Annotated in this window: 19 protein-coding genes and 1 pseudogene; 13 read left to right on the top strand and 7 right to left on the bottom strand. The window is 59.6% G+C overall.

Features of this window, described 5'->3' with window-relative positions:
- Position 1 precedes the first annotated feature (1 nt).
- Together QRN61_RS08630 and QRN61_RS08625 are read right to left on the bottom strand one after the other, a co-directional pair.
- The gene (locus QRN61_RS08630; protein ID WP_285373578.1) at positions 2–1,138 is read right to left on the bottom strand and encodes a hypothetical protein; all 1,137 of its coding nucleotides are present in this window, start codon (positions 1,136–1,138) and stop codon (positions 2–4) included.
- Positions 1,139–1,201: 63 nt separating this feature from the next.
- The gene (locus QRN61_RS08625) at positions 1,202–2,017 is read right to left on the bottom strand and encodes a sulfite exporter TauE/SafE family protein (protein ID WP_285373577.1); all 816 of its coding nucleotides are present in this window, start codon (positions 2,015–2,017) and stop codon (positions 1,202–1,204) included.
- 112 nt (positions 2,018–2,129) lie between these two features.
- Here QRN61_RS08625 and QRN61_RS08620 point away from each other — a divergent pair, with 112 nt between their 5' ends.
- Both QRN61_RS08620 and QRN61_RS08615 read left to right on the top strand, forming a co-directional pair.
- Positions 2,130–2,897 carry an AraC family transcriptional regulator gene (locus QRN61_RS08620; protein ID WP_285373576.1) on the top strand — a complete coding sequence of 256 codons (768 nt, stop codon included), beginning with the start codon at positions 2,130–2,132 and terminating at the stop codon, positions 2,895–2,897.
- Between the two features lie 93 nt (positions 2,898–2,990).
- Positions 2,991–3,299 (top strand): helix-turn-helix domain-containing protein, encoded by a 309-nt coding sequence (locus QRN61_RS08615; protein WP_027612618.1) that lies wholly within the window; start codon positions 2,991–2,993, stop codon positions 3,297–3,299.
- A 9-nt stretch (positions 3,300–3,308) separates the two neighbouring features.
- Here QRN61_RS08615 and QRN61_RS08610 read toward each other — a convergent pair whose 3' ends face one another.
- Together QRN61_RS08610 and QRN61_RS08605 are read right to left on the bottom strand one after the other, a co-directional pair.
- Entirely contained in the window at positions 3,309–4,826 is a 1,518-nt protein-coding gene (locus tag QRN61_RS08610; RefSeq protein WP_285373575.1) for an amidase family protein, read from the bottom strand.
- 112 nt (positions 4,827–4,938) lie between these two features.
- Positions 4,939–6,015 (bottom strand): MBL fold metallo-hydrolase, encoded by a 1,077-nt coding sequence (locus QRN61_RS08605; protein WP_285373573.1) that lies wholly within the window; start codon positions 6,013–6,015, stop codon positions 4,939–4,941.
- Positions 6,016–6,231: 216 nt separating this feature from the next.
- Here QRN61_RS08605 and QRN61_RS08600 point away from each other — a divergent pair, with 216 nt between their 5' ends.
- From QRN61_RS08600 to QRN61_RS08585, 5 genes and pseudogenes are all read left to right on the top strand, one after another.
- Positions 6,232–6,840: a TetR/AcrR family transcriptional regulator gene (locus tag QRN61_RS08600; RefSeq protein ID WP_096795036.1), complete on the top strand. Its 609-nt coding sequence runs from the start codon at positions 6,232–6,234 to the stop codon at positions 6,838–6,840.
- Positions 6,841–6,996: 156 nt separating this feature from the next.
- Positions 6,997–8,046 (top strand): diguanylate cyclase, encoded by a 1,050-nt coding sequence (locus QRN61_RS08595; protein ID WP_027612614.1) that lies wholly within the window; start codon positions 6,997–6,999, stop codon positions 8,044–8,046.
- Between the two features lie 125 nt (positions 8,047–8,171).
- Positions 8,172–9,032 (top strand): annotated as a pseudogene (locus tag QRN61_RS27720) (PAS domain-containing protein); the annotation flags it as partial.
- A 51-nt stretch (positions 9,033–9,083) separates the two neighbouring features.
- Complete coding sequence (locus tag QRN61_RS27715; RefSeq protein WP_371260358.1) at positions 9,084–9,578, top strand: methyl-accepting chemotaxis protein; 495 nt, start codon at positions 9,084–9,086, stop codon at positions 9,576–9,578.
- A gap of 144 nt (positions 9,579–9,722) precedes the next feature.
- Positions 9,723–10,256, top strand: coding sequence for a DUF1003 domain-containing protein (locus QRN61_RS08585; RefSeq protein ID WP_285373572.1), 534 nt, complete (start codon positions 9,723–9,725; stop codon positions 10,254–10,256).
- Here QRN61_RS08585 and QRN61_RS08580 read toward each other — a convergent pair whose 3' ends face one another.
- Positions 10,257–11,198 carry a LysR family transcriptional regulator gene (locus QRN61_RS08580; RefSeq protein ID WP_285373590.1) on the bottom strand — a complete coding sequence of 314 codons (942 nt, stop codon included), beginning with the start codon at positions 11,196–11,198 and terminating at the stop codon, positions 10,257–10,259.
- Between the two features lie 51 nt (positions 11,199–11,249).
- On the opposite strand from QRN61_RS08580, the gene QRN61_RS08575 reads away from it, so the two are divergent.
- Positions 11,250–11,951: a CTP synthase C-terminal region-related (seleno)protein gene (locus tag QRN61_RS08575; protein WP_285373571.1), complete on the top strand. Its 702-nt coding sequence runs from the start codon at positions 11,250–11,252 to the stop codon at positions 11,949–11,951.
- Positions 11,948–12,262, top strand: coding sequence for an antibiotic biosynthesis monooxygenase family protein (locus QRN61_RS08570; RefSeq protein WP_096795038.1), 315 nt, complete (start codon positions 11,948–11,950; stop codon positions 12,260–12,262). The genes QRN61_RS08575 and QRN61_RS08570 overlap by 4 nt, the downstream gene beginning before the upstream one ends.
- 196 nt (positions 12,263–12,458) lie before the next feature.
- Here QRN61_RS08570 and QRN61_RS08565 read toward each other — a convergent pair whose 3' ends face one another.
- Entirely contained in the window at positions 12,459–12,785 is a 327-nt protein-coding gene (locus QRN61_RS08565; RefSeq protein ID WP_096795039.1) for a DUF2025 family protein, read from the bottom strand.
- 222 nt (positions 12,786–13,007) lie between these two features.
- Between QRN61_RS08565 and QRN61_RS08560 the strand changes: the two genes are divergently transcribed.
- The 3 genes from QRN61_RS08560 (at position 13,008) to QRN61_RS08550 (ending at position 15,912) form a co-directional block, all read left to right on the top strand.
- A complete protein-coding gene (locus QRN61_RS08560) occupies positions 13,008–14,132 on the top strand; it encodes a glycerophosphodiester phosphodiesterase (RefSeq protein ID WP_285373570.1) in 1,125 nt (374 codons plus the stop codon).
- 138 nt (positions 14,133–14,270) lie between these two features.
- Positions 14,271–14,576: a PepSY domain-containing protein gene (locus QRN61_RS08555; protein WP_007917758.1), complete on the top strand. Its 306-nt coding sequence runs from the start codon at positions 14,271–14,273 to the stop codon at positions 14,574–14,576.
- Positions 14,577–14,736: 160 nt separating this feature from the next.
- On the top strand, positions 14,737–15,912 hold the full coding sequence (locus QRN61_RS08550) for a GAF domain-containing sensor histidine kinase (protein WP_285373569.1): 1,176 nt from the start codon (positions 14,737–14,739) through the stop codon (positions 15,910–15,912).
- 123 nt (positions 15,913–16,035) lie between these two features.
- Here QRN61_RS08550 and QRN61_RS08545 read toward each other — a convergent pair whose 3' ends face one another.
- Positions 16,036–16,482 carry a hypothetical protein gene (locus QRN61_RS08545; protein ID WP_096795042.1) on the bottom strand — a complete coding sequence of 149 codons (447 nt, stop codon included), beginning with the start codon at positions 16,480–16,482 and terminating at the stop codon, positions 16,036–16,038.
- A 510-nt stretch (positions 16,483–16,992) separates the two neighbouring features.
- Here QRN61_RS08545 and QRN61_RS08540 point away from each other — a divergent pair.
- The gene (locus QRN61_RS08540; RefSeq protein ID WP_027612604.1) at positions 16,993–18,015 is read left to right on the top strand and encodes a transporter; all 1,023 of its coding nucleotides are present in this window, start codon (positions 16,993–16,995) and stop codon (positions 18,013–18,015) included.
- Positions 18,016–18,067 lie beyond the last annotated feature (52 nt).

Below are 18,067 nucleotides of genomic sequence, written 5' to 3'. Positions count from 1 at the left end.
GTTAGCCTTTGGGCAATTGCAGTTTGGCTGCGCCACGGTGCTGGTTGACCAGCGAGTACGGCAGCACTGACCAATCGGGGTTGTCGCAGTTACGTTGGTAACGGGCGAAGTAAGCGCCCAGGTAAATCCCCTTCGGTGTTAAGTGCCAGTTGGAATAACCCCAGACGCTTTCATCGGTGTAATCGCAACTGCCGTCATCTTCGGCGGGCTTCTTCATCTCTTCGGGATAGAGCGTGGTGAACTGTTTGACCAGCCACGGTGCCATGACTTTCATCTGATCGTATTCGGTGGCCGCGCTATTCGGTTCACCAATCCACAGTACATCTTTGAGTTTCAACAATTCGCCGGTGTGGACGTCGAGGTTGATTGGCGAACTGCCGAAATCCGGGTGGGCACCGCCGCAGCTGTAACCGGTGGAGATGTCCAGGCTGACCACGTCGGGCGAGAGAAACTCAGGGGCAGCACCTTGATCGAATTCGGCGTATTCCCCGCCATCCATCATGCAGCGGTGATAGTCGATGACTTCAGTCCAGAGCCGTCCGAGCAGGTGGTTATTAATCCGCTGCTGCTCTTCTTTCGTATAGCCGGACTCGACACTGAACAGCGAAATCTTCGACTCAGGCTCCGTCCACCATTGCAGGTCGTAGCCCATGAAGTTTTCTTTCTTCTCCGGTTTGAGCTTGAGCCCCTGTAAGCGCAAATACTCGTAGGGATCGCTCTTCGGCAGAGTGGCAATAAAGGGCAGCGTAGTTGCGCTCGGCGCAGGAAGTTTGGCTTCGGTCAGTTGTACCGGTAGCCTCTTGCCCTTGGGGTTTTGCCATTCACCCTGCCAGCCATTGGCAGTTTCTTCCAGCTTCAAGGTTGGCAACGGTTTGTCGTCGCCATAGCGGTTGTTGCCTTCGACGAGGTTCAACGTGCTGTCTTGGAGCGAGCCACTGAGTTCCAGGTCGCGGTGATACTTCTCATAGAAGTAGCGGCCGGTAACTTCGTCCTGCTGCGTGGTGTTGAGCTCCACCACAATCGGCATCTTGCCCAGCGTACCGGTGAACACGTGTCGGCCATCTTCGGCATGGGCGGTGGAAATCAGTGTAAACAGCGCCGCAGCGTATGGCGCCAGGCGCAGCAGTCCCTTGAGCATGGATCGATCCCTGAATGAATGAGGCTGCGAAGTATGCAGAGGATGCGTGTAGGAATCGAGGCTCTACTTGAGCAGCATGCCCAACATCACGATGATCAGCAGCGCGATATAAACCCAAGCATGCACCCGATCCGGTATCCGCCCGATCCACGGCGTAGCCAACCGAATCCCGACCAAGGACCCCAGCGTCAGCACCGCAAACGCCAGCAAATCCACATACCCGACAAACCACACGCCCAGATCCGTCTCGCTGAAACCGGCCAGTGCCATATACGTCAGCGTCCCGGCCACGGCCACCGGCACGCTTAACGGATTCGCCATGGACGTTGATTGAGACATGCTCAGTCCGCAGCGGCGCAGAAGCGGCACGGTCATGACGCTTCCTCCTACACCGAGGAACGTGGCGATGGCGCCGATGCCTACACCGCCGGCGGATATTTCCTTGAGATCCAATCGGCGTGGGATGACGCCTTCGCTGCGGGTGAGGAAGCCGCGTCTGAGCAGGCAGTCGATGATGGTCACGCCGAGGTAGGCGATGAAGGCGTAGCGGATGACCTCGCCGCTGACCCACACCGCGGCGATCGCGCCGATGATCGCGCCCAGGGCGATGAAGCCGCCGAGGGGCCACAGGTAATGGCGGATCAGGTTGCCGGCGCGGCGGTGTTTGTCGGTGGCGATCAGGGCGTTGACGATCATCACGCAGGTCGAGGTGGCGACGGCGATGTGCATGGCCGATTGGCCGATGGGGTCGTCGGCGCCGTGACTGGCGGTGAGCATGCGGTAGAGCAGCGGCACGACGACGAAGCCGCCGCCGAAGCCGAACAGGACGGCGGTGATGCCGGTCAGGCAGCCGAAGAGAGTCAGCAGGAGGTAAAACATGGCACGTCTTCCGGTGGTGGCGAGCGGTCGACGATAGAACGACGCGGCTTGGCCTGCTTCAGTAACTCAGCCAATAATGTTTGCGTTTACGCCAACTACCGGGAAACGCTCGATGCGCAATGTTTCGATCAATCTGCTGGATGACACGCCGCGCCCGGTGGTGGCGATCGGTACGGATTATTCCCACGGCCATCTGTTGCCATTTCATACGCATCGACGGGCGCAATTGTTGTACGGCGCGACCGGGGTGATGCAGGTTCGCACCCATGACGGCAACTGGGTGGTACCGCCGCAACGGGCAGTGTGGATTCCGCCGGGAGTGGCGCATGAGGTGCTGATGCTCGGCGTGAGTACGCGCAGTTTGTACATCGAGTCGGGGGCGGTGGATTTGGGCGAGCGCTGCCAGGTGATCAGCGTTTCGCCGTTGATGCGGCACTTGCTGATGGAAGCAGTTGAAGTGCCGCTGGCTTATGACCTCGAAGGACGCGACGGCGTGTTGATCGAGCTGTTGCTGCATGAACTGACGCGCAGTGCACCCCTGCCCTTGCACATTCCGTTGCCGACTGACGGAAAGCTCCTGGCTTTGTGTCAGACCTTTCTGCATCAACCCAACGCCCATCAGTCGCCGCAACACTGGGCCGAGCAGTTGCACATAAGCTTGCGCACCTTCAACAGACTGTTTCGGCAGCAGACCGGGTTGAGCTTCAGCCAATGGCGGCAACAGGCTTGCGTGGTACTGGCGCTGGCGCGGCTGGCGGCCGGTGAAGCGGTGACGCGGATCGCCCTGGACTTCGGTTATGAGAGCCCGGCGGCGTTCTCGACGATGTTCCGGCGCATCCTCGGACAGGCACCGTCCGTCTGGTTGGAGGCGGCTAACTAGGGCAAATCAAAAAATGCGTTTGATCCCGGCCGAAAACAACTGTACAAAAACACAGTACATTTTCAATCAGCACTCTTGAGCCCGGAGCACACCATGGCCTCTCTTGCGATGAACCACATCCTCGAACGCATTGCCCTTTTCCAGTTCACCCCGACGCACTGCGTCCAGGCCCGAGCGATGCTGGGCTGGAGCGTGGAACAACTGTCGCGCGAGGCGGAGGTTGCGGTGGATGATATCCAGCGGTTTGAAGCGCAGCAGGACGTGGCGGATGCGACGCGGCTGGCGTTGGCTTATCGGTTTGAGGCACAGGGGCTGGTGTTCTTTCCCGGGTTTGCGCCGGGTCGCAAATTGAATCCCCAGGCCATGCAGCAGAACGTTGCAGAGCGTGGGGATTTTGCTTAGGTGGAATGATTACTTGAACGCAGGGTGCCGCAGCTCGGCCGAGGCTTGTTCATAGCTGTAGGCCATGGCGAACAATTGCGGCTCGCTCCATGCTTTGCCGAAAAAGAACACGGACGTGGGTATACCGTTAGCGCTCATGCCCGATGGCAGGGTTACCGCCGGATAACCAGCCACTGCGGCAGAAAATTGCGAGTAACCATCCGCTTCGGCAACCATTGCGTCGAGGTTGTGTTCGCGCAGTTGCTCGTCAATGGCGTCCTTGAAGTTTTTGCTGATGCTCAAGATCGATCCGCTGGCCTGTTCGTGAGTCATGTCCAGCGCATTCATCGCTTCGAGCGTGGCCTGCCCATAGCCCTCCTTGCCGGGATTGAGCTGATTGAAGTCGATCAGGTCCTGCAACGACTGGATCGGCAGACCGGAACGGCTGACGAGATATTCAGGCAATTCGTACTTCATCGCGCCCATCAGACCGGGTACGAAATTATCGATATCAGGTAAACGAACGGTCACTGGCACGAGCGTCGCACCTTGTTTCTCGAGTGTGATCATTGCCTTCTGAAACTCCACTCCGGGAGTCAGAACCACGCCGTCCGTTCCCTCGTAAGCGGCGGGATAACCGATACGCTTGCCTTGCAGGGCATCGTTTGCCAGTAACGCGGTGTAGTCGATTCCTGTCGGGGCGATCGATGTCGCGGAGTCTGTCGCATCCGTGCCTTGCAACACGTTGAACATCAACGCTGCGTCACGGACAGTACGTGTCAAAGTACCAGGGGTATCTTGCAGACGGGTGATTGGCACCACCCCGGTGCGACTGAACAGACTCAAGGTGGGTTTGACGCCGATTACGCCATTGGCCGATGCCGGGCAAGTGATCGAACCGTTGGTTTCCGTGCCCAAGGAGATCGGCGCGAAACCGGCAGCCACGGCAGCGGCCGATCCAGAACTGGAACCGCAGATCTCCTCGCTCAGTGCATGTGGGTTTTTCCCTTGCCCACCACGTCCGCTCCAACCATGGGGCAAACCCATTTCCCGCACATAAGCCCATTCACTCATGTTGGCTTTACCCAGAATAATCGCGCCGGCATCCCGCAGCTGTTTAACCACAAAAGCATCGTTGGCTGCCGGCTGGCCGACCATGGCCAAGGAGCCGGCGCTGGTTTGCAGGCTGTCGGCGGTATCAAAATTGTCTTTGAGCAGTACCGGAATACCATGCAACGGACCACGCGACAGCCCCTCGTTACGCTCGTTATCCAGCGCGGTAGCTATTTCGATGGCTTGTGAATTCAGTTCGACGATGGCGTGGATAGCAGGGCCTTGCCTGTCCAGGTCGGCAATTCGCTGATGGAAGTGTTCAACCAGTTCAACAGCAGTGAGCTCATTGTCGGCCATCATTTTGCTGAGTTCACTGACGCTGGCGTAATGAAGATCAGTGGCCGAATGGGCACTGGCAGCGACTCCTGTCGCTGCCAGTGCGACCAATATGGATTTCGTCAGCGTATTCACGCGACGTTTGAAGAAATGCGTCATGTCTATCGTCCTTGTTTAGGCTAATCACGAGTGATTCATTCACTCGCGACCAAGCCTACCGAGGACATAGGAAAGAGCTGTCAGCCAGCTGGACTACCGACAGTAGGAAAAGTCATCCCGACTTGTAGCCGCCACCAGCAATTGGGGCGTTTTCCGACACATCCTGCTCCATATTCAGCCACCACGTGTGCCCCCGCTGCGGCTGCATCAAATTAAACGCCTCGCCCATTCGCGGCGTGGTAATCGAAACACTACGCTCCCAGGCCAGCGCCAGAATCCGGTCAAACGGTTCATGCCAGGCGTGCATCGCCAGGTCGAAGGTGCCGTTGTGGATCGGAAACAGCCAACGGCCCTTGAGGTCGAGGTGCGCCTGCAGGGTTTCTTCGGGTTGCATGTGCACGTGTGGCCATTCGACGTTGTAAGCGCCGGTTTCCATCAGGGTCAGGTCGAACGGGCCGTATTGTTCGCCGATGCGTTTGAAGCCGTCGAAATAGCCGCTGTCGCCGCTGAAGAAGATTCGCGTGTCGCCATCGATCATCACCCACGAGGCCCACAGGGTGCTGTTGCTGTCGAACAGGCCGCGGCCGGAGAAGTGCTGCGAGGGAGTGGCAACGAAGCGGATGCCGGCGATTTCGGTGCCCTGCCACCAGTCGTACTGGCGAACTTTACTGGCGTCGATGCCCCATTTGATCAGGGTGTCGCCGACGCCCAGCGGGGTCAGGAAATAGTTGGTTTTGGCCGCCAGTTGCAGTACCGCCTGGTAATCGAGGTGGTCGTAATGGTTGTGCGACAGGATCACCGCTTCGATCGGCGGCAACTGGTCGATGCTGATCGGCGGCTGGTGAAAACGTTTCGGGCCGGCCCATTGCACGGGCGAGGCACGCTCGGCGAAGACCGGGTCAGTTATCCAGAATTTGTCGCGCATTTTCAGCAGCAGGGTCGAGTGGCCGAGGCGGTAAACGCTGTGATTCGGTGCTGCCAGCAGGTCTTCACGGGTCAGCGGTTGAACCGGGATCGCGGCGGCCGGTCGGGTATTGCGCGGCTTGTTGAAGATCATGTTCCACATGATCCGCAGCATCTTGCGCCCACCTTCGCGCTGCACCGGCGCATGGTTACGGAACAGCCCTTGATCCTGGCGAGAGGCTTCAGGCGTGGAAGTTTGATCCGCAGAAAAATCTGGATTGGCCATGACTGAGAGACTCCAGAAAAACCGCGCAATTCACGGTTTTTCACGGTGGGACGATAAATGGCCAAAGCACGCACGCATCAGCCGAACTGTCTGTTTTTTAGGTTGCGCGGATTAACGCAACATTACACTGGGCGGTGTAGTTTCTAGGTTGCATGAAACGTGATGACAAGTAAACTGCCAAGTGTAATTCCACCCCTTTTCTGCCGAAGCGTACTTATGACAGCTCCACAACGCCTCACCGACCGCAAACGCGAAGCCATCATCCAGGCGGCAATTGCCGAATTCCGTGCCAACGGGTTCGAGGTCACCAGCATGGACAAGATCGCGGCCACCGCCGGGGTGTCGAAGCGCACGGTGTACAACCACTTTCCCAGCAAGGAAGAGCTGTTCGCCGAAATTCTCAACCAACTCTGGGCACGGATTACCGACGAGCAAACCGTGTCCTATCGCGCGGATCAGCCGCTGCGCGAGCAACTGCTGCCCATGTTGCTGGCTAAACTGCAGATGATGGCCGATGACAACTTTCTCGGGCTGGCACGGGTGGCGATTGCCGCCACCATCCATTCCCCGGAGCGCGCGCAGGACATGGTGGCGCGCATGGGAGAGCGGGAGGAAGGCCTGACGGTGTGGATTCGCGCTGCGCTGGCGGATGGTCGGCTGAAAACCGTAAACGCAGAATTTGCCGCGCAGCAGGTGCAAGGGCTGTTGAAATCGTTCGGTTTCTGGCCGCAGATTTCCATGGGCCTGCCGCCGCTGGATGCAGACACGCAAAAAGCCGTGGCCGAGTCGGCCATGGAGATGTTTCTGTCCAGATACCAGCTCTAAACCGGCCCTCTCCTGCGCCCCGCCACGATTAAATGGCTCGGAAGGACACTGATTATTCCCGTTGGAATAAATGACAATGTCCGACAATTGACCGACGAACGGTCAACCTGAAAAAACACTTCAAAGTATTTCAGGATGAATCTGGCGCAGGACATCATGGAAAATCAACGCGGCAAAGGCTTGTCATTCGCCAGACGCATTTATCTGCCCAGGATCATCGGTCTGGGTGTCGGCTTTTTCAGCGTCGCGGCCGCGCTGTATCCGTTGCACATGCCGAACTGGCTCTGGGCGCTGCTGGTGTTCAACGGTTTTATCTGGCCGCATCTGGCCTACCAGATTTCGACCCGCTCGACCTTCCCCTACCATGCCGAACGCCGCAACCTGTTGTACGACTCGTTGTGCGGGGGGTTCTGGACCGCGTGCTTTCAGTTCAATCCGCTGACCACCGTGACCATCCTGTCGATGATGACCATGAACAATGTCGCCGCTGGTGGACGACGTCTGTTCCTGCTGGGCGCTCTCGCCCAAATCGCCGGCGTGCTGCTGGGCTGTTTATTGTTCGGCTTCAAGTTCAGCCTGACGATGACGCAAATCGAGGTTTGGGCCTGCCTGCCGATGCTGACCTTGTACCCCTTGGCCCTGGGCATGGTCAGCTACCAACTGGCGATCAAACTTGCACAACACAAACGTGCACTCAGAGACCTGAGCCGCACCGACAGCCTCACCGGGCTGCTCAATCACGGCGCCTGGAAGGATCTGCTCCATACGCGTTTCACCCGCTGCCGAGATAACAACACCCAGGACATTCTGGCGCTGATCGACATCGATCATTTCAAGACCATCAACGACAACTATGGGCACATCGTTGGCGACGCCGTGCTGCGCGAGTTGAGCCAGGCACTCAAAGGGCTGCTGGCCGAAGGTGAACGGGCCGGTCGTTATGGCGGCGACGAGTTTTGCCTGATCCTGCCCGACCAGCCACTCAATAAAGCCGAGGCGCAAATGGAACGATTGCGTCAGGCGATGGATCAATATCGGCACCCGGATGTGCCAGAGCTGCGCGTCAGCCTGAGTATCGGTCTGGCCCGGTTTCAGCCGTCGTACAGCGACGCGGTTGCCTGGCTGGATGACGCCGACAAAGCGCTGTACACCGCCAAACACACGGGGCGCAACACCATCAGCGTGGCGCTGAGCAGTCCGGGCTAAGAAGACGCCCCCCCTCTCTCAGCCTTGAAAAGGCTGCAAACAGGTTGATTCGCAATTTCTTGTACAACTCAACGCAGTTTGTATAAGATCGGCTCGTCAGCCTGGATGCTGGCACTTTGCAGTCAATGACAAATGCTCATCCAGCATTTGCTCTGCCAGCGCGGAAACAGGGACACAAACCTCGTCTTTCCCTACTTCCAGGTACTGCCCCTATGTTTTTCAAACGCCACCAGTCCGAACTCAACGACCTTCAACACACCATCACCGAACAGAACGGCCTGCTTGAAGCGATCAATCGCTCCATGGCGGTGATCGAGTTCGACCTTGAAGGCGTAGTGTTAAAGGCCAATGACAACTTCCTCAAAACCATGGGCTACCGCGCCGAACAGGTGATCGGCCAGCCTCATCGCTTGTTCTGCACTCCGGAGTTTGGCCGCAGCGCGCAATACACCGAACTGTGGTCGCGCCTGAAAAACGGCCAGTTCCAGTCCGGTACCTTCGAGCGGATCAACAGCCAAGGCCAGCCGGTCTGGCTGGAAGCCAACTACAACCCGATCAAGGATGCGTCGGGGCGCGTGGTCAAAGTGGTCAAGTTCGCCATGGACGTGACGACCAAAGTCCAGCAGGAAAGCGAGGCCAACGCCAAGCTGCAGGCGATCGACCGGGCAATGGCGGTGATCGAATTCGACCTCAACGGCGGCATTCTCACCGCCAACCAGAATTTTCTGACGCGCATGGGTTACACGCTCGCTGAACTGAAGGGTAAACATCACCGCTTGTTCTGCCGCGCGGAGCTGGTCAACAGCAGCGCCTATGAGGATTTCTGGCGGCGGTTGAATCAGGGTGAGTTGTTTCAGGGTCAGTTCGAACGCGTCGACAAGCGCGGCCAGAGTGTGTGGCTGGAGGCCAACTACAACCCGGTGTACGACGCTGCCGGGCGGTTGTGCAAAGTGGTGAAATTCGCCACGGACGTCACCGCCCGCGTCGAGCAGCACGAGCACGATGCGCGCAGCGCCAGCGCTGCTTATCACATCTCCGTGGAAACCCGGAAAGTCGCCGAGCAAGGCACTCAGGTGATCCAGCAGGCGGCCAGTGAGATGCGCGAAATCGCTGACGATATCGCGCAGTCATCAACGCTGATCGCGCAACTTGGCGAACGCTCGGAGCAGATCACGGCGATCGTCAACACCATCCGTGCGATTGCCGACCAGACCAATCTGCTGGCGCTCAACGCAGCGATTGAAGCGGCGCGTGCCGGTGATCAGGGTCGCGGGTTCGCCGTTGTAGCGGACGAAGTGCGGCAACTGGCAGCGCGCACCAGCGGCTCAACGGCGGAGATTTCCAACATGATCGGCCTGATCCAGAGCGAAACCCGTCAGGCGATCAAGAGCATGGAAGGCACTCGCGGGCGTGCGGCGCAAGGCGTTGAACTGGCGGATCAGGCTGGCAGCGTGATTCTGCAGATCCGCGATGGCGCCAGTGAAGCGGTGCAGGCGGTGAGCATGTTTGCCAATGAGCGCGCGCCGGGCTGAGAGACCGCGTCGCGGCCTTCGCGAGCAGGCTCGCTCCCACATTGGAATGCGTTCCCCTGTAGGAGCGAGCCTGCTCGCGAAAGGGCCATAAGCCTCGATGCAGGACTATAGTGACCTTCAGTCCCAAGTCCTGCCGAGCCCATCATGACCACAGAAAAACCCGACGTCCCCGCGCCCGCCCCCGTCGACCACCTGCGCTTCCACCGCCCCCACGCCCACCTCAACACCACCTTCGGCAACGACGCGTTCGCCCTGCGCGCCGAGGCCTTCGCGCGGTTCTTCGGCACGCCGACCTTTCTTGGCGCACAAACCCTGATCGTGCTGTTGTGGGTGTGCCTCAATGCGACGGGTATCACCACTTTCGACGTGTACCCGTTCATTCTGCTGAACCTCGCGTTCAGCCTGCAATCGGCCTACGCCGCACCGTTGATCCTGCTGGCACAAACCCGGCAAGCCGCGCGGGACAAGGCGCAATCGGACGCCGACGCGCAACACCGTGAAGCGCTGGCGGTGGCCAACAGCGAGCGCCAGGCGCAGGCCGCGCAGACCACCGCGCAACTGCTCGAACTGCTGGAGCAGAACACCCGCCTCACCGAAATGACCAAGAGCCTGACCGAACGCATCGAAGGCCTGACCCGCGAACTGCATGCGCACATCTGCCAGAACCCGCAACGCTGATCACGGCAACCGCAGTGCCCGCCCCAGTTCATCGAACAGCGTGACCACCGAGCGCAACGCGCGGCAATCCGGGCGGGTCAGCAGCCACAGCGCGGTGTCGTAGCCGTGCAGCGGTTCGCTGAGGGCCTGCAAATCTTCGCAGATCAGAAAGTCCGGCAACGCCGCCACCCCGAGTCCGCCACGCACCAGCTCCGTCACCGAGAGCATGCTGTTGCAGCGATAAGCCGGGGTCACGCCGGGCAACTGCTGGCGACGCCAGGCGACGGTCGGGTGATCCGGCAGAAACTCGTCCGGGGCGATCCAGGTCAGCGCCGCCAGATCCGTCGCATCGACGGTTTGCAGATAACGCGCACTGGCGCAGACCCGGTAGGAAATCTTCGCCAGTTGCCGTCCGACCAGATGCTCTGGCGGCGTACGCGTCAGGCGCAGGGCGATGTCGGCATCGCGGCGGTTGAGGTTGGCGAAATCGTTGGAGGTGCTCAGCTCGAGAGTCAATGCCGGATAGTTCGGCATGAACTGCGCCAGCGCCGGCAACAACAGACCTTGCAGCACCGAATCAGTACAGGTCAGACGCACCGTGCCGCTGACCACTTCCCCACCCTGCTCGACACCGATCCGCGCCGCTTCCAGTGCCTGCTCGGCGCGTTCGGCCTGCTCGGCGAGAGTCTGCGCGAGGGTGGTTGGCAGGTACCCGGCGCGACTCTTTTCGAACAATTGCTGACCCAGTGCTGACTCCAGACGACGCACCGCGCGAAACACCGTCGACACGTCTACTTTGAGCAGCTGCGAAGCCCGGGCCAGAGAGCCGCCGCGCACCAACGCAAGGATCAGCGCCAGATCCGGGTAATCGAGTCGATAGTGCGTCGCTGCATTGATCACTTGGGGAAACGCCAATATTGAGTGCGTAAACGCCAATCTATAGTGAGCCCCGGTGATCGACAACTGCACACCCTCCCCCAGAGGTTCATCACTCACTCAAATCAAGGAAATCCCATGGACGCCATTTCCATCGCCCTGATCGGCGATCACGATCCGCAAGTCACCGCCCACCAGGCGATCCCCGTTGCCCTCGGCCTGATCGCCGAGCAGTCCGGCCACAATGTGCAATTCGAATGGCTGCCCACCGAGCAGATCCACGCCGACACTGCGCTGGATCACTTTGACGGCTTCTGGTGCGTCCCGGCCAGCCCCTACAAAAGTGAGGCCGGTGCACTCAGGGCCATCCGTTTTGCCCGCGAACAACAGCGCCCTTTCCTCGGCACCTGCGGTGGTTTTCAGCATGCGCTGCTGGAGTTTTCCCGCAATGTGCTGGGCTGGGCCGACGCCGAGCATGGCGAAACATCGCCGGATTCACCGCGAGCCGTGCTCACACCGCTGACCTGTTCGTTGGTGGAGGCGGTGGACAGCATTCATCTGGTCGCCGGTTCGTTGATCGCCAAGGCGTACGAAACGTCCGAAATTCTTGAAGGCTATCGCTGCCGCTTCGGGGTGAATCCGCAGTTCGAACGAGAGTTGTTGACCCATCGGCTACGCGCCGTGGGGCACGATTCGGCAGGCGACTTGCGCGCAATCGAATTGACTGACCATGTGTTTTTTGTCGCCACGTTGTTTCAACCAGAACGTGCGGCGCTCAAGGGCCAGGTTCCGCCATTGGTGCGGGCGTTCGTCGAAGCGTGTGTGGTGCGACGCTCATGAAGCCGAAAGAGCCTTGCTTTGCAGTGATTTTCACCTCGACCCGCACCGAGGGTGACAACGGTTATGCGGCGGCCTCGGAACGGATGATGGAACTGGTCAGCCAGCAACCGGGGTTTCTCGGCATTGATTCGATTCGTGGGGAAGACGGGGTCGGGATCACCATTTCCTACTGGCAGAGCGAAGCGGCGATTCTGGCCTGGCGCGAGCATCCGGAGCACCGGGTGATTCAGGCGCGCGGGCGGGCGCAGTGGTATTCGAAGTTTCAGACCCGGGTGTGTCGGGTGGAGCGGGAGTACCGGTTTGGGCAGTGACTTTGGCGGCGCGCTGACTGGCCTCTTCGCGAGCAAGCCCGCTCCCACAGGTATAGCGTTTGGGCTTTGAATTTGATGGTGTTTTCACTGGCCTCATCGCTGGCAAGCCAGCTCCCACAGGAATTCGTGAACGCCACAGATCCAATGTGGGAGCGGGCTTGCCCGCGAAGAGGCCAGTACCGTCAATACAAAAACTTCAACCCTTCACCAGACTGCGCACCGCCACAATCTCCGGCACCTCAACCTTGCTCATGTACACCCGCAACGGCTCACTGATGTTGATCCGCTCATCGATGTTCTGATCCAGCAGCAACTGAATCAGCTCGCGCTTCAAGGTCATGGTCGTCTCAGAAGCTGGCGCCCAGACAAACTCGCTGGTGGGAATGATGCCGTCATCCGCCACGTCCATACCGAACGAATCTTCGCTGAAACGCACAATGTACTGGCCGGTTTTGCGGTTGAGGCCGACGAAACCCTTGAGGTCATCGGCGGCCTGACAGATGAGTTGGGAAGTGATGCGCATGGTAAACCTCACGAAAAATCATCGATGGTTTACACGCAGGGCAACGAAATCGGCGCGCCCTCTGCCGGAGCGTCTGCCGAGGGCAAGCGTACTGCAAACCGCGCCACAAAAGTGCAGGAAAAATCGCTTTTAATACGTTTATGTCGGTCTGGCGATAGCACCCAATCGATTCAGTTGTTAAAAGGTACGTCTTTGAAAATGCCCTGCGAAAGGAACTCGAACATGCCCGCCACTTTCACCAAAAGCGCCCTCATGCTGAGCCTGCTGCTCGGTCTCGGCCAGGCCCACGCCGCCCAGACAGACGTCAACGCACTGGCCGCCGCCCATGGCATCCCGCATCCAGCCGTGATCGCGCACCGTGGCGCGTCCTTCGATGCTCCGGAGTCCACCGCTGCCTCCTACAAACTGGCCCGCGACCTCGGCGCCGACTACCTGGAAATGGATTTGCAGCGCAGCAAGGACGGCGTGCTGTTCGCCCTGCACGACAACAATCTGCAACGCACCACTGACGTCGCGACCAAGTTCCCGGAGCGCAAGGACAGCCCGGCCACAGCCTTCACCATGGCCGAACTGAAAACCCTCGACGCCGGCAGCTGGTACAACAAGGCTTACCCGGATCGCGCGCGTCCGTCCTACGCCGGGCTGAAAATCCTCACCCTCGACGAGATCATCGACATCGCCCAGGCCAATCCGAAACACAAACCGGGCCTGTACATCGAAACCAAAGAGCCGCAGCTGTTTCCGGGCATCGAGCATGACCTCAAAGAGAAGCTGCAGGATCGCGGCTGGCTGAGCCCGGCCGGTTCGAAACTGGCGAAAAGCGAGTTGGCCGTCGGCCAGGGCAAAGGCAAGGTGATCCTGCAGACTTTCGAGAAGAACAGCCTCGAACTGCTGCAAAAGGAAATGCCGCAAGTGCCGAAAATCCTGCTGCTGTGGGTCGGCGAAGGCAGCATTGAGCCGAAATCGAAGGTGACCTTTGCCGAGTCCGGCGAGAAGGACAAAAACGTGTTCTACGGCAAGCAGGAGCCGAAGTCCGACGCCGAGTTCAAACAGTGGGTTGATTTCGCCAAGGCTCACGGCGCCATCGGCACCGGCCCTTCGGCGAAGCTGACCAAGAGTGGCGACCAGAGCTATTCGGATCTGGTGCAACCGTGGATGAACCAGTACACCCACGATCAGGGCATGCTGGTGCACGTCTACACCGTCGATGAGCCGGTGGATTTCGAGAAAGTCATGGCGGCCGGCGTTGATGGCATCTTCACCAACCGCGCCAGCGAACTGTTGAAGTTTTACAAGCGTCCGGCCAGTGCCAGTGTGGATCAGGTGTTGAAGAACAACGGGTTCTGATCAGCAGACCGGGTTGTCCGCATCGCGAGCAGGCTCGCTCCCACAAGAGCGCTGCACGCGATGTGGGGTTTTAAGGGTGAATTAAGTTGCGGTGGTTAACCTGAGCCCACTTCAACGAACAACCCAAGGAATGACCCGATGAAAACTTTGACTGCCCTGTTTACCGCCGCAGCCCTGACCCTGACTGCTGGCCTGGCCCAAGCCGATGTGCGTGTCGACCAGATCCCTGAGTTGGTCAAATCCGGCAAGATCAAGTCGCTGGAGTCGATGAACGCCGAGGCACTGAAACTGCACCCGGGTGCGACCATCACCGACACCGATCTGGATAACCACTTCAACGGTTACGAGTACGAAGTCGAGCTGAAAACCGCCGACGGCAAAGAGTTCGACGTCGACTTCGATGCCACCACCGGCAAAGTGCTGAGCAACAAGCAAGACACCTGATACACCGCCAACGCAAAGCCGCACGATCAGCGATCGTGCGGCTTTTTTGCGTCCGTTGCCCGGCGAATCACGCGGATGCAGCCTGAAGGGATGCCAAAACCGCCATCAGACCGCTAGTATGGCGACCATCAGATAACGATTGCAGCCGAGAACGATGGGCATGAGGCAGACAGCGGCAGCAGACATCGCGACAATCGGACGGATCAGCGCGGTTCCGGCGATCCTTCAGGTGATCCGCGAACTGACCGGCCTGCGCTTTGCCGCCGTAGCGCGGGTTACCGAGGATTCGTGGACAGCCTGCGCGGTCCTCGATCAGCTGGATTTCGGCCTGCAGGTTGGTGGCGAGCTGGATGTGGTCACCACGCTGTGCCACGAAATCCGTGCTGCGCACACCTCGGTGGTGATCGACAAGGCCAGCGAAGACCCGCTCTACCGCGATCATCACACCCCGCGCCTGTACAAATTCGAGAGCTATATCTCGGTGCCGGTGTTCCGCACTGACGGACGGTTTTTCGGCACGATCTGCGCGCTCGATCCGAACCCCGCGCAACTCAAGTCCAGCAGCATCCAAAGCACCATGGAGTCGTTCGCGCGGATGCTCGCGTTGCAGATCGAAGCCGAGGAAAACGCGCAGCGCACCGAAACCGCGTTGTTGCAGGAACGCGAAACCGCCGAGTTGCGCGAACAGTTTATCGCCGTGCTCGGCCACGACTTGCGCAACCCGTTGTTCGCCATCAGCGCCGGCGCCGAAATGCTTCTGCGCAAGCATCCGGATCCGGCCATCGAAATGCGGGTACGCCATATCCTTGGCAGTGCGCAAAGGGCGACGCGGTTGGTGGATGACGTGCTCGACTTTGCTCGCGGACGGTTGGGCAAGGGCATTCCAGTGGATATCCAGCCCTGCGCGGATTTGACCGAAGCCGTACAGCAAGTGGTGATGGAGATTCGCAACGTGCATCCGCAGCGCACGATTCGTGCGTCCATCGGCGACTTGCAGGGTGTGCCCTGCGACCGCGCGAGAATTGCTCAACTGCTGTCGAACCTGTTGGCCAATGCCGTGGCCCATGGCGACCCGGAGGGCGACATTGAGGTCATCGCGCAAGTCGAGCACGGTGCGCTGATGCTGGGGGTGAAGAATCAGGGGCATATTCCCGAGGCGATCCTGCCGCACCTGTTCCAGCCTTACTCGCGCCCGACCGGCAGCGCGCCCCAGGCCGGCCTCGGTCTGGGGCTGTATATCGCCAGCCAGATCGCCCAGTCCCATGGCGGGCATTTGCATGTGGCGTCCACCGCACAGAGCGGCACGCTGTTCACCTTCAGCCTGCCAACCCTCTGAAACACACCGCAGTTCTCTGTAGGAGTGAGCCTGCTCGCGATAGCGGTGTGTCAGTCACCATGAATAAGGCAGATATACCGCTATCGCGAGCAGGCTCACTCCTACAGGGGAATCGCGTGATGCTTAAGCCGAAGTGCTGACCAGCGAGCCCGAGCTGCTCGATCCGGAATCCTGCAACGCCTGCAACAACGCCGCCGTCGCCGTCTGCAACGAAGCCGAGGTGCTGGAGATTTGCGACTCGGCGGACGCCACGTCGGCAGCCTTGGCATCAGCGTCTTCCTGCTTGGCCTGAGCCGCTTGCAGCGCCTGCTGCTGTTCCTGCAATTGCTTTTGCAGCTCGGCGATCTGCTTGCGCAATTCTTTCACCGAATCCGATTCACCGCTGCTGTCGGAACTGCTGTCGCCTGCCGGAGCCGCGCCCCCGCCAGCCGCCACTTTGCTGGTATCGGCGCTGACGCCCGCGCTGCTGGTTGCAGGGGTCGAGGTGTCGTCACTCGCGTCGCTGATCCTGGTTTTGCTGGTGGCGGTGCTGACGGTCTGATTGATCGAAACGGAGGTGATGCTGACCATGGGATGGCTCCAATGCCGGTTTTAGATAACCGGCCATCGGCGGCAGTCGTACGGATTTGAGATCGACTGTGTACCGACTCGGTAACCGAACCGGTACACGTCGGCGGACGTCAGGCGCTCAGGCGACGGATCACCGTGGCGGCATTGGCAATCTCACCACGCATCTGGGTGATGCTGTGAATGCGCTCTGCATGACTGACGTAACCAAGCGTGATCGGCGTACCAGAGCGCTTCTTGAAGAGAATCCGACCATTGGCAGATGAATTGACAGACTGTGATCGACCCTGTCCCAGGGTGGGAGCGGGCTTGCCCGCGAAAGCGGTGTGTCATCCACATCATCACTCAATGATCATCCGCATCCGGGAGCAAGCCCCCTCCCACAGGGTTACCAGTGGATGATCCGGGTCGCTGTCATTTTTCAGTCACGCAAGCGTCACATGCGATTGCGATGATGCGGCTCAGTGAACCTGCCATTCCGCGACCGACGCGCCCTCCTCGCAGCGAGCCTCCATGAACCACAGCCTCGACCTCAGTCATCGCGATCCTGATTTGTTCGGTTTGCTTTACGGCTTTCGTTTTCGTCCCGGTGAACGTGGCCGCGAAGTCGATTCGGCGACCGCCCTGCGTTGTCTGCAAGACGACAGCGACAGTGATGAATTCCTCTGGCTGCACCTGAACCTGGCGCACGCCGCGTGCGAGCGCTGGATGAAAAGTCATCTGCAATTGCCCGAAGAGTTTTTCGAGGCGCTGCACGAAGGTTCGCGCTCGACGCGCATCGAACACGTTGACTCGGCGTTGCTGGCAGTGGTCAACGACGTGGTGTTCAACCTCAGCAGCATGGTTTCCTCAGACGTGTCGACGCTGTGGGTCTGCGTGCGCAGCAAACTGATCGTCAGCGCACGCCTGCAACCGCTGCACTCGGTGGACAAATTGCGTTCGTCGGTGAAGGCCGGCGAATGCTTTCGCTCACCGTCGGAGCTGCTGGTGCACCTGCTGCGTGATCAGGGTGAGGTGCTGACGCAGATCGTGCGCAAGACCAGCATGAGCGTCGATCTGGTCGAGGACGAATTGCTCTCCTCACGGCTGTCGACCAACCGCGCCGAACTCGGCGCCAATCGCCGGGTACTGGTGCGCCTGCAACGGCTGCTGGCGCTGGAGCCGGGTTCGCTGCTGCGCCTGCTCAACCGTCCGCCGCCGTGGCTGCAGAAGGAGGACGTCAAGGAGCTGCGCAAATCCACCGAGGAGTTCGCGCTGATCATCAACGACCTCACCGCCCTCGGCGAGCGGATCAAACTGCTCCAGGAAGAAATCGCCGCCAACCTCAACGAACAGAGCAACCGCACACTATTCACCCTGACCGTGGTCACGGTGCTGGCGTTGCCGATCAACATCATTGCCGGTTTCTTTGGCATGAACGTGGGGGGAGTGCCACTGGCGACGGATCCGGAAGGGTTCTGGATTCTGGTGGCGCTGGTGGCGACGTTTACCGTGATTGCCGGGCGCTGGGCGTTTCGTAAGCGTGGGGATTATTAACCACCAAACTTGATGTCCAGCACAGTTCCCCTGTGGGAGCGAGCCTGCTCGC

It is taken from the genome of Pseudomonas sp. lyk4-TYG-107, assembly GCF_030209055.1.
Lineage (GTDB): Bacteria > Pseudomonadota > Gammaproteobacteria > Pseudomonadales > Pseudomonadaceae > Aquipseudomonas > Aquipseudomonas putida_A.
This window is presented reverse-complemented; position numbering and strand designations above follow the sequence as displayed.

Excerpts from the sequence above, each read along its gene's own strand:
- QRN61_RS08630 (WP_285373578.1), bottom strand. The coding sequence starts at position 1,138 with ATGCTCAAGGGACTGCTGCGCCTGGCGCCATACGCTGCGGCGCTGTTT.
- QRN61_RS08625 (WP_285373577.1), bottom strand. The coding sequence starts at position 2,017 with ATGTTTTACCTCCTGCTGACTCTCTTCGGCTGCCTGACCGGCATCACC.
- QRN61_RS08620 (WP_285373576.1), top strand. The coding sequence starts at position 2,130 with ATGCGCAATGTTTCGATCAATCTGCTGGATGACACGCCGCGCCCGGTG.
- QRN61_RS08615 (WP_027612618.1), top strand. The coding sequence starts at position 2,991 with ATGGCCTCTCTTGCGATGAACCACATCCTCGAACGCATTGCCCTTTTC.
- QRN61_RS08610 (WP_285373575.1), bottom strand. The coding sequence starts at position 4,826 with ATGACGCATTTCTTCAAACGTCGCGTGAATACGCTGACGAAATCCATA.
- QRN61_RS08605 (WP_285373573.1), bottom strand. The coding sequence starts at position 6,015 with ATGGCCAATCCAGATTTTTCTGCGGATCAAACTTCCACGCCTGAAGCC.
- QRN61_RS08600 (WP_096795036.1), top strand. The coding sequence starts at position 6,232 with ATGACAGCTCCACAACGCCTCACCGACCGCAAACGCGAAGCCATCATC.
- QRN61_RS08595 (WP_027612614.1), top strand. The coding sequence starts at position 6,997 with ATGGAAAATCAACGCGGCAAAGGCTTGTCATTCGCCAGACGCATTTAT.
- QRN61_RS08585 (WP_285373572.1), top strand. The coding sequence starts at position 9,723 with ATGACCACAGAAAAACCCGACGTCCCCGCGCCCGCCCCCGTCGACCAC.
- QRN61_RS08575 (WP_285373571.1), top strand. The coding sequence starts at position 11,250 with ATGGACGCCATTTCCATCGCCCTGATCGGCGATCACGATCCGCAAGTC.
- QRN61_RS08570 (WP_096795038.1), top strand. The coding sequence starts at position 11,948 with ATGAAGCCGAAAGAGCCTTGCTTTGCAGTGATTTTCACCTCGACCCGC.
- QRN61_RS08565 (WP_096795039.1), bottom strand. The coding sequence starts at position 12,785 with ATGCGCATCACTTCCCAACTCATCTGTCAGGCCGCCGATGACCTCAAG.
- QRN61_RS08560 (WP_285373570.1), top strand. The coding sequence starts at position 13,008 with ATGCCCGCCACTTTCACCAAAAGCGCCCTCATGCTGAGCCTGCTGCTC.
- QRN61_RS08555 (WP_007917758.1), top strand. The coding sequence starts at position 14,271 with ATGAAAACTTTGACTGCCCTGTTTACCGCCGCAGCCCTGACCCTGACT.
- QRN61_RS08550 (WP_285373569.1), top strand. The coding sequence starts at position 14,737 with ATGAGGCAGACAGCGGCAGCAGACATCGCGACAATCGGACGGATCAGC.
- QRN61_RS08545 (WP_096795042.1), bottom strand. The coding sequence starts at position 16,482 with ATGGTCAGCATCACCTCCGTTTCGATCAATCAGACCGTCAGCACCGCC.
- QRN61_RS08540 (WP_027612604.1), top strand. The coding sequence starts at position 16,993 with ATGAACCACAGCCTCGACCTCAGTCATCGCGATCCTGATTTGTTCGGT.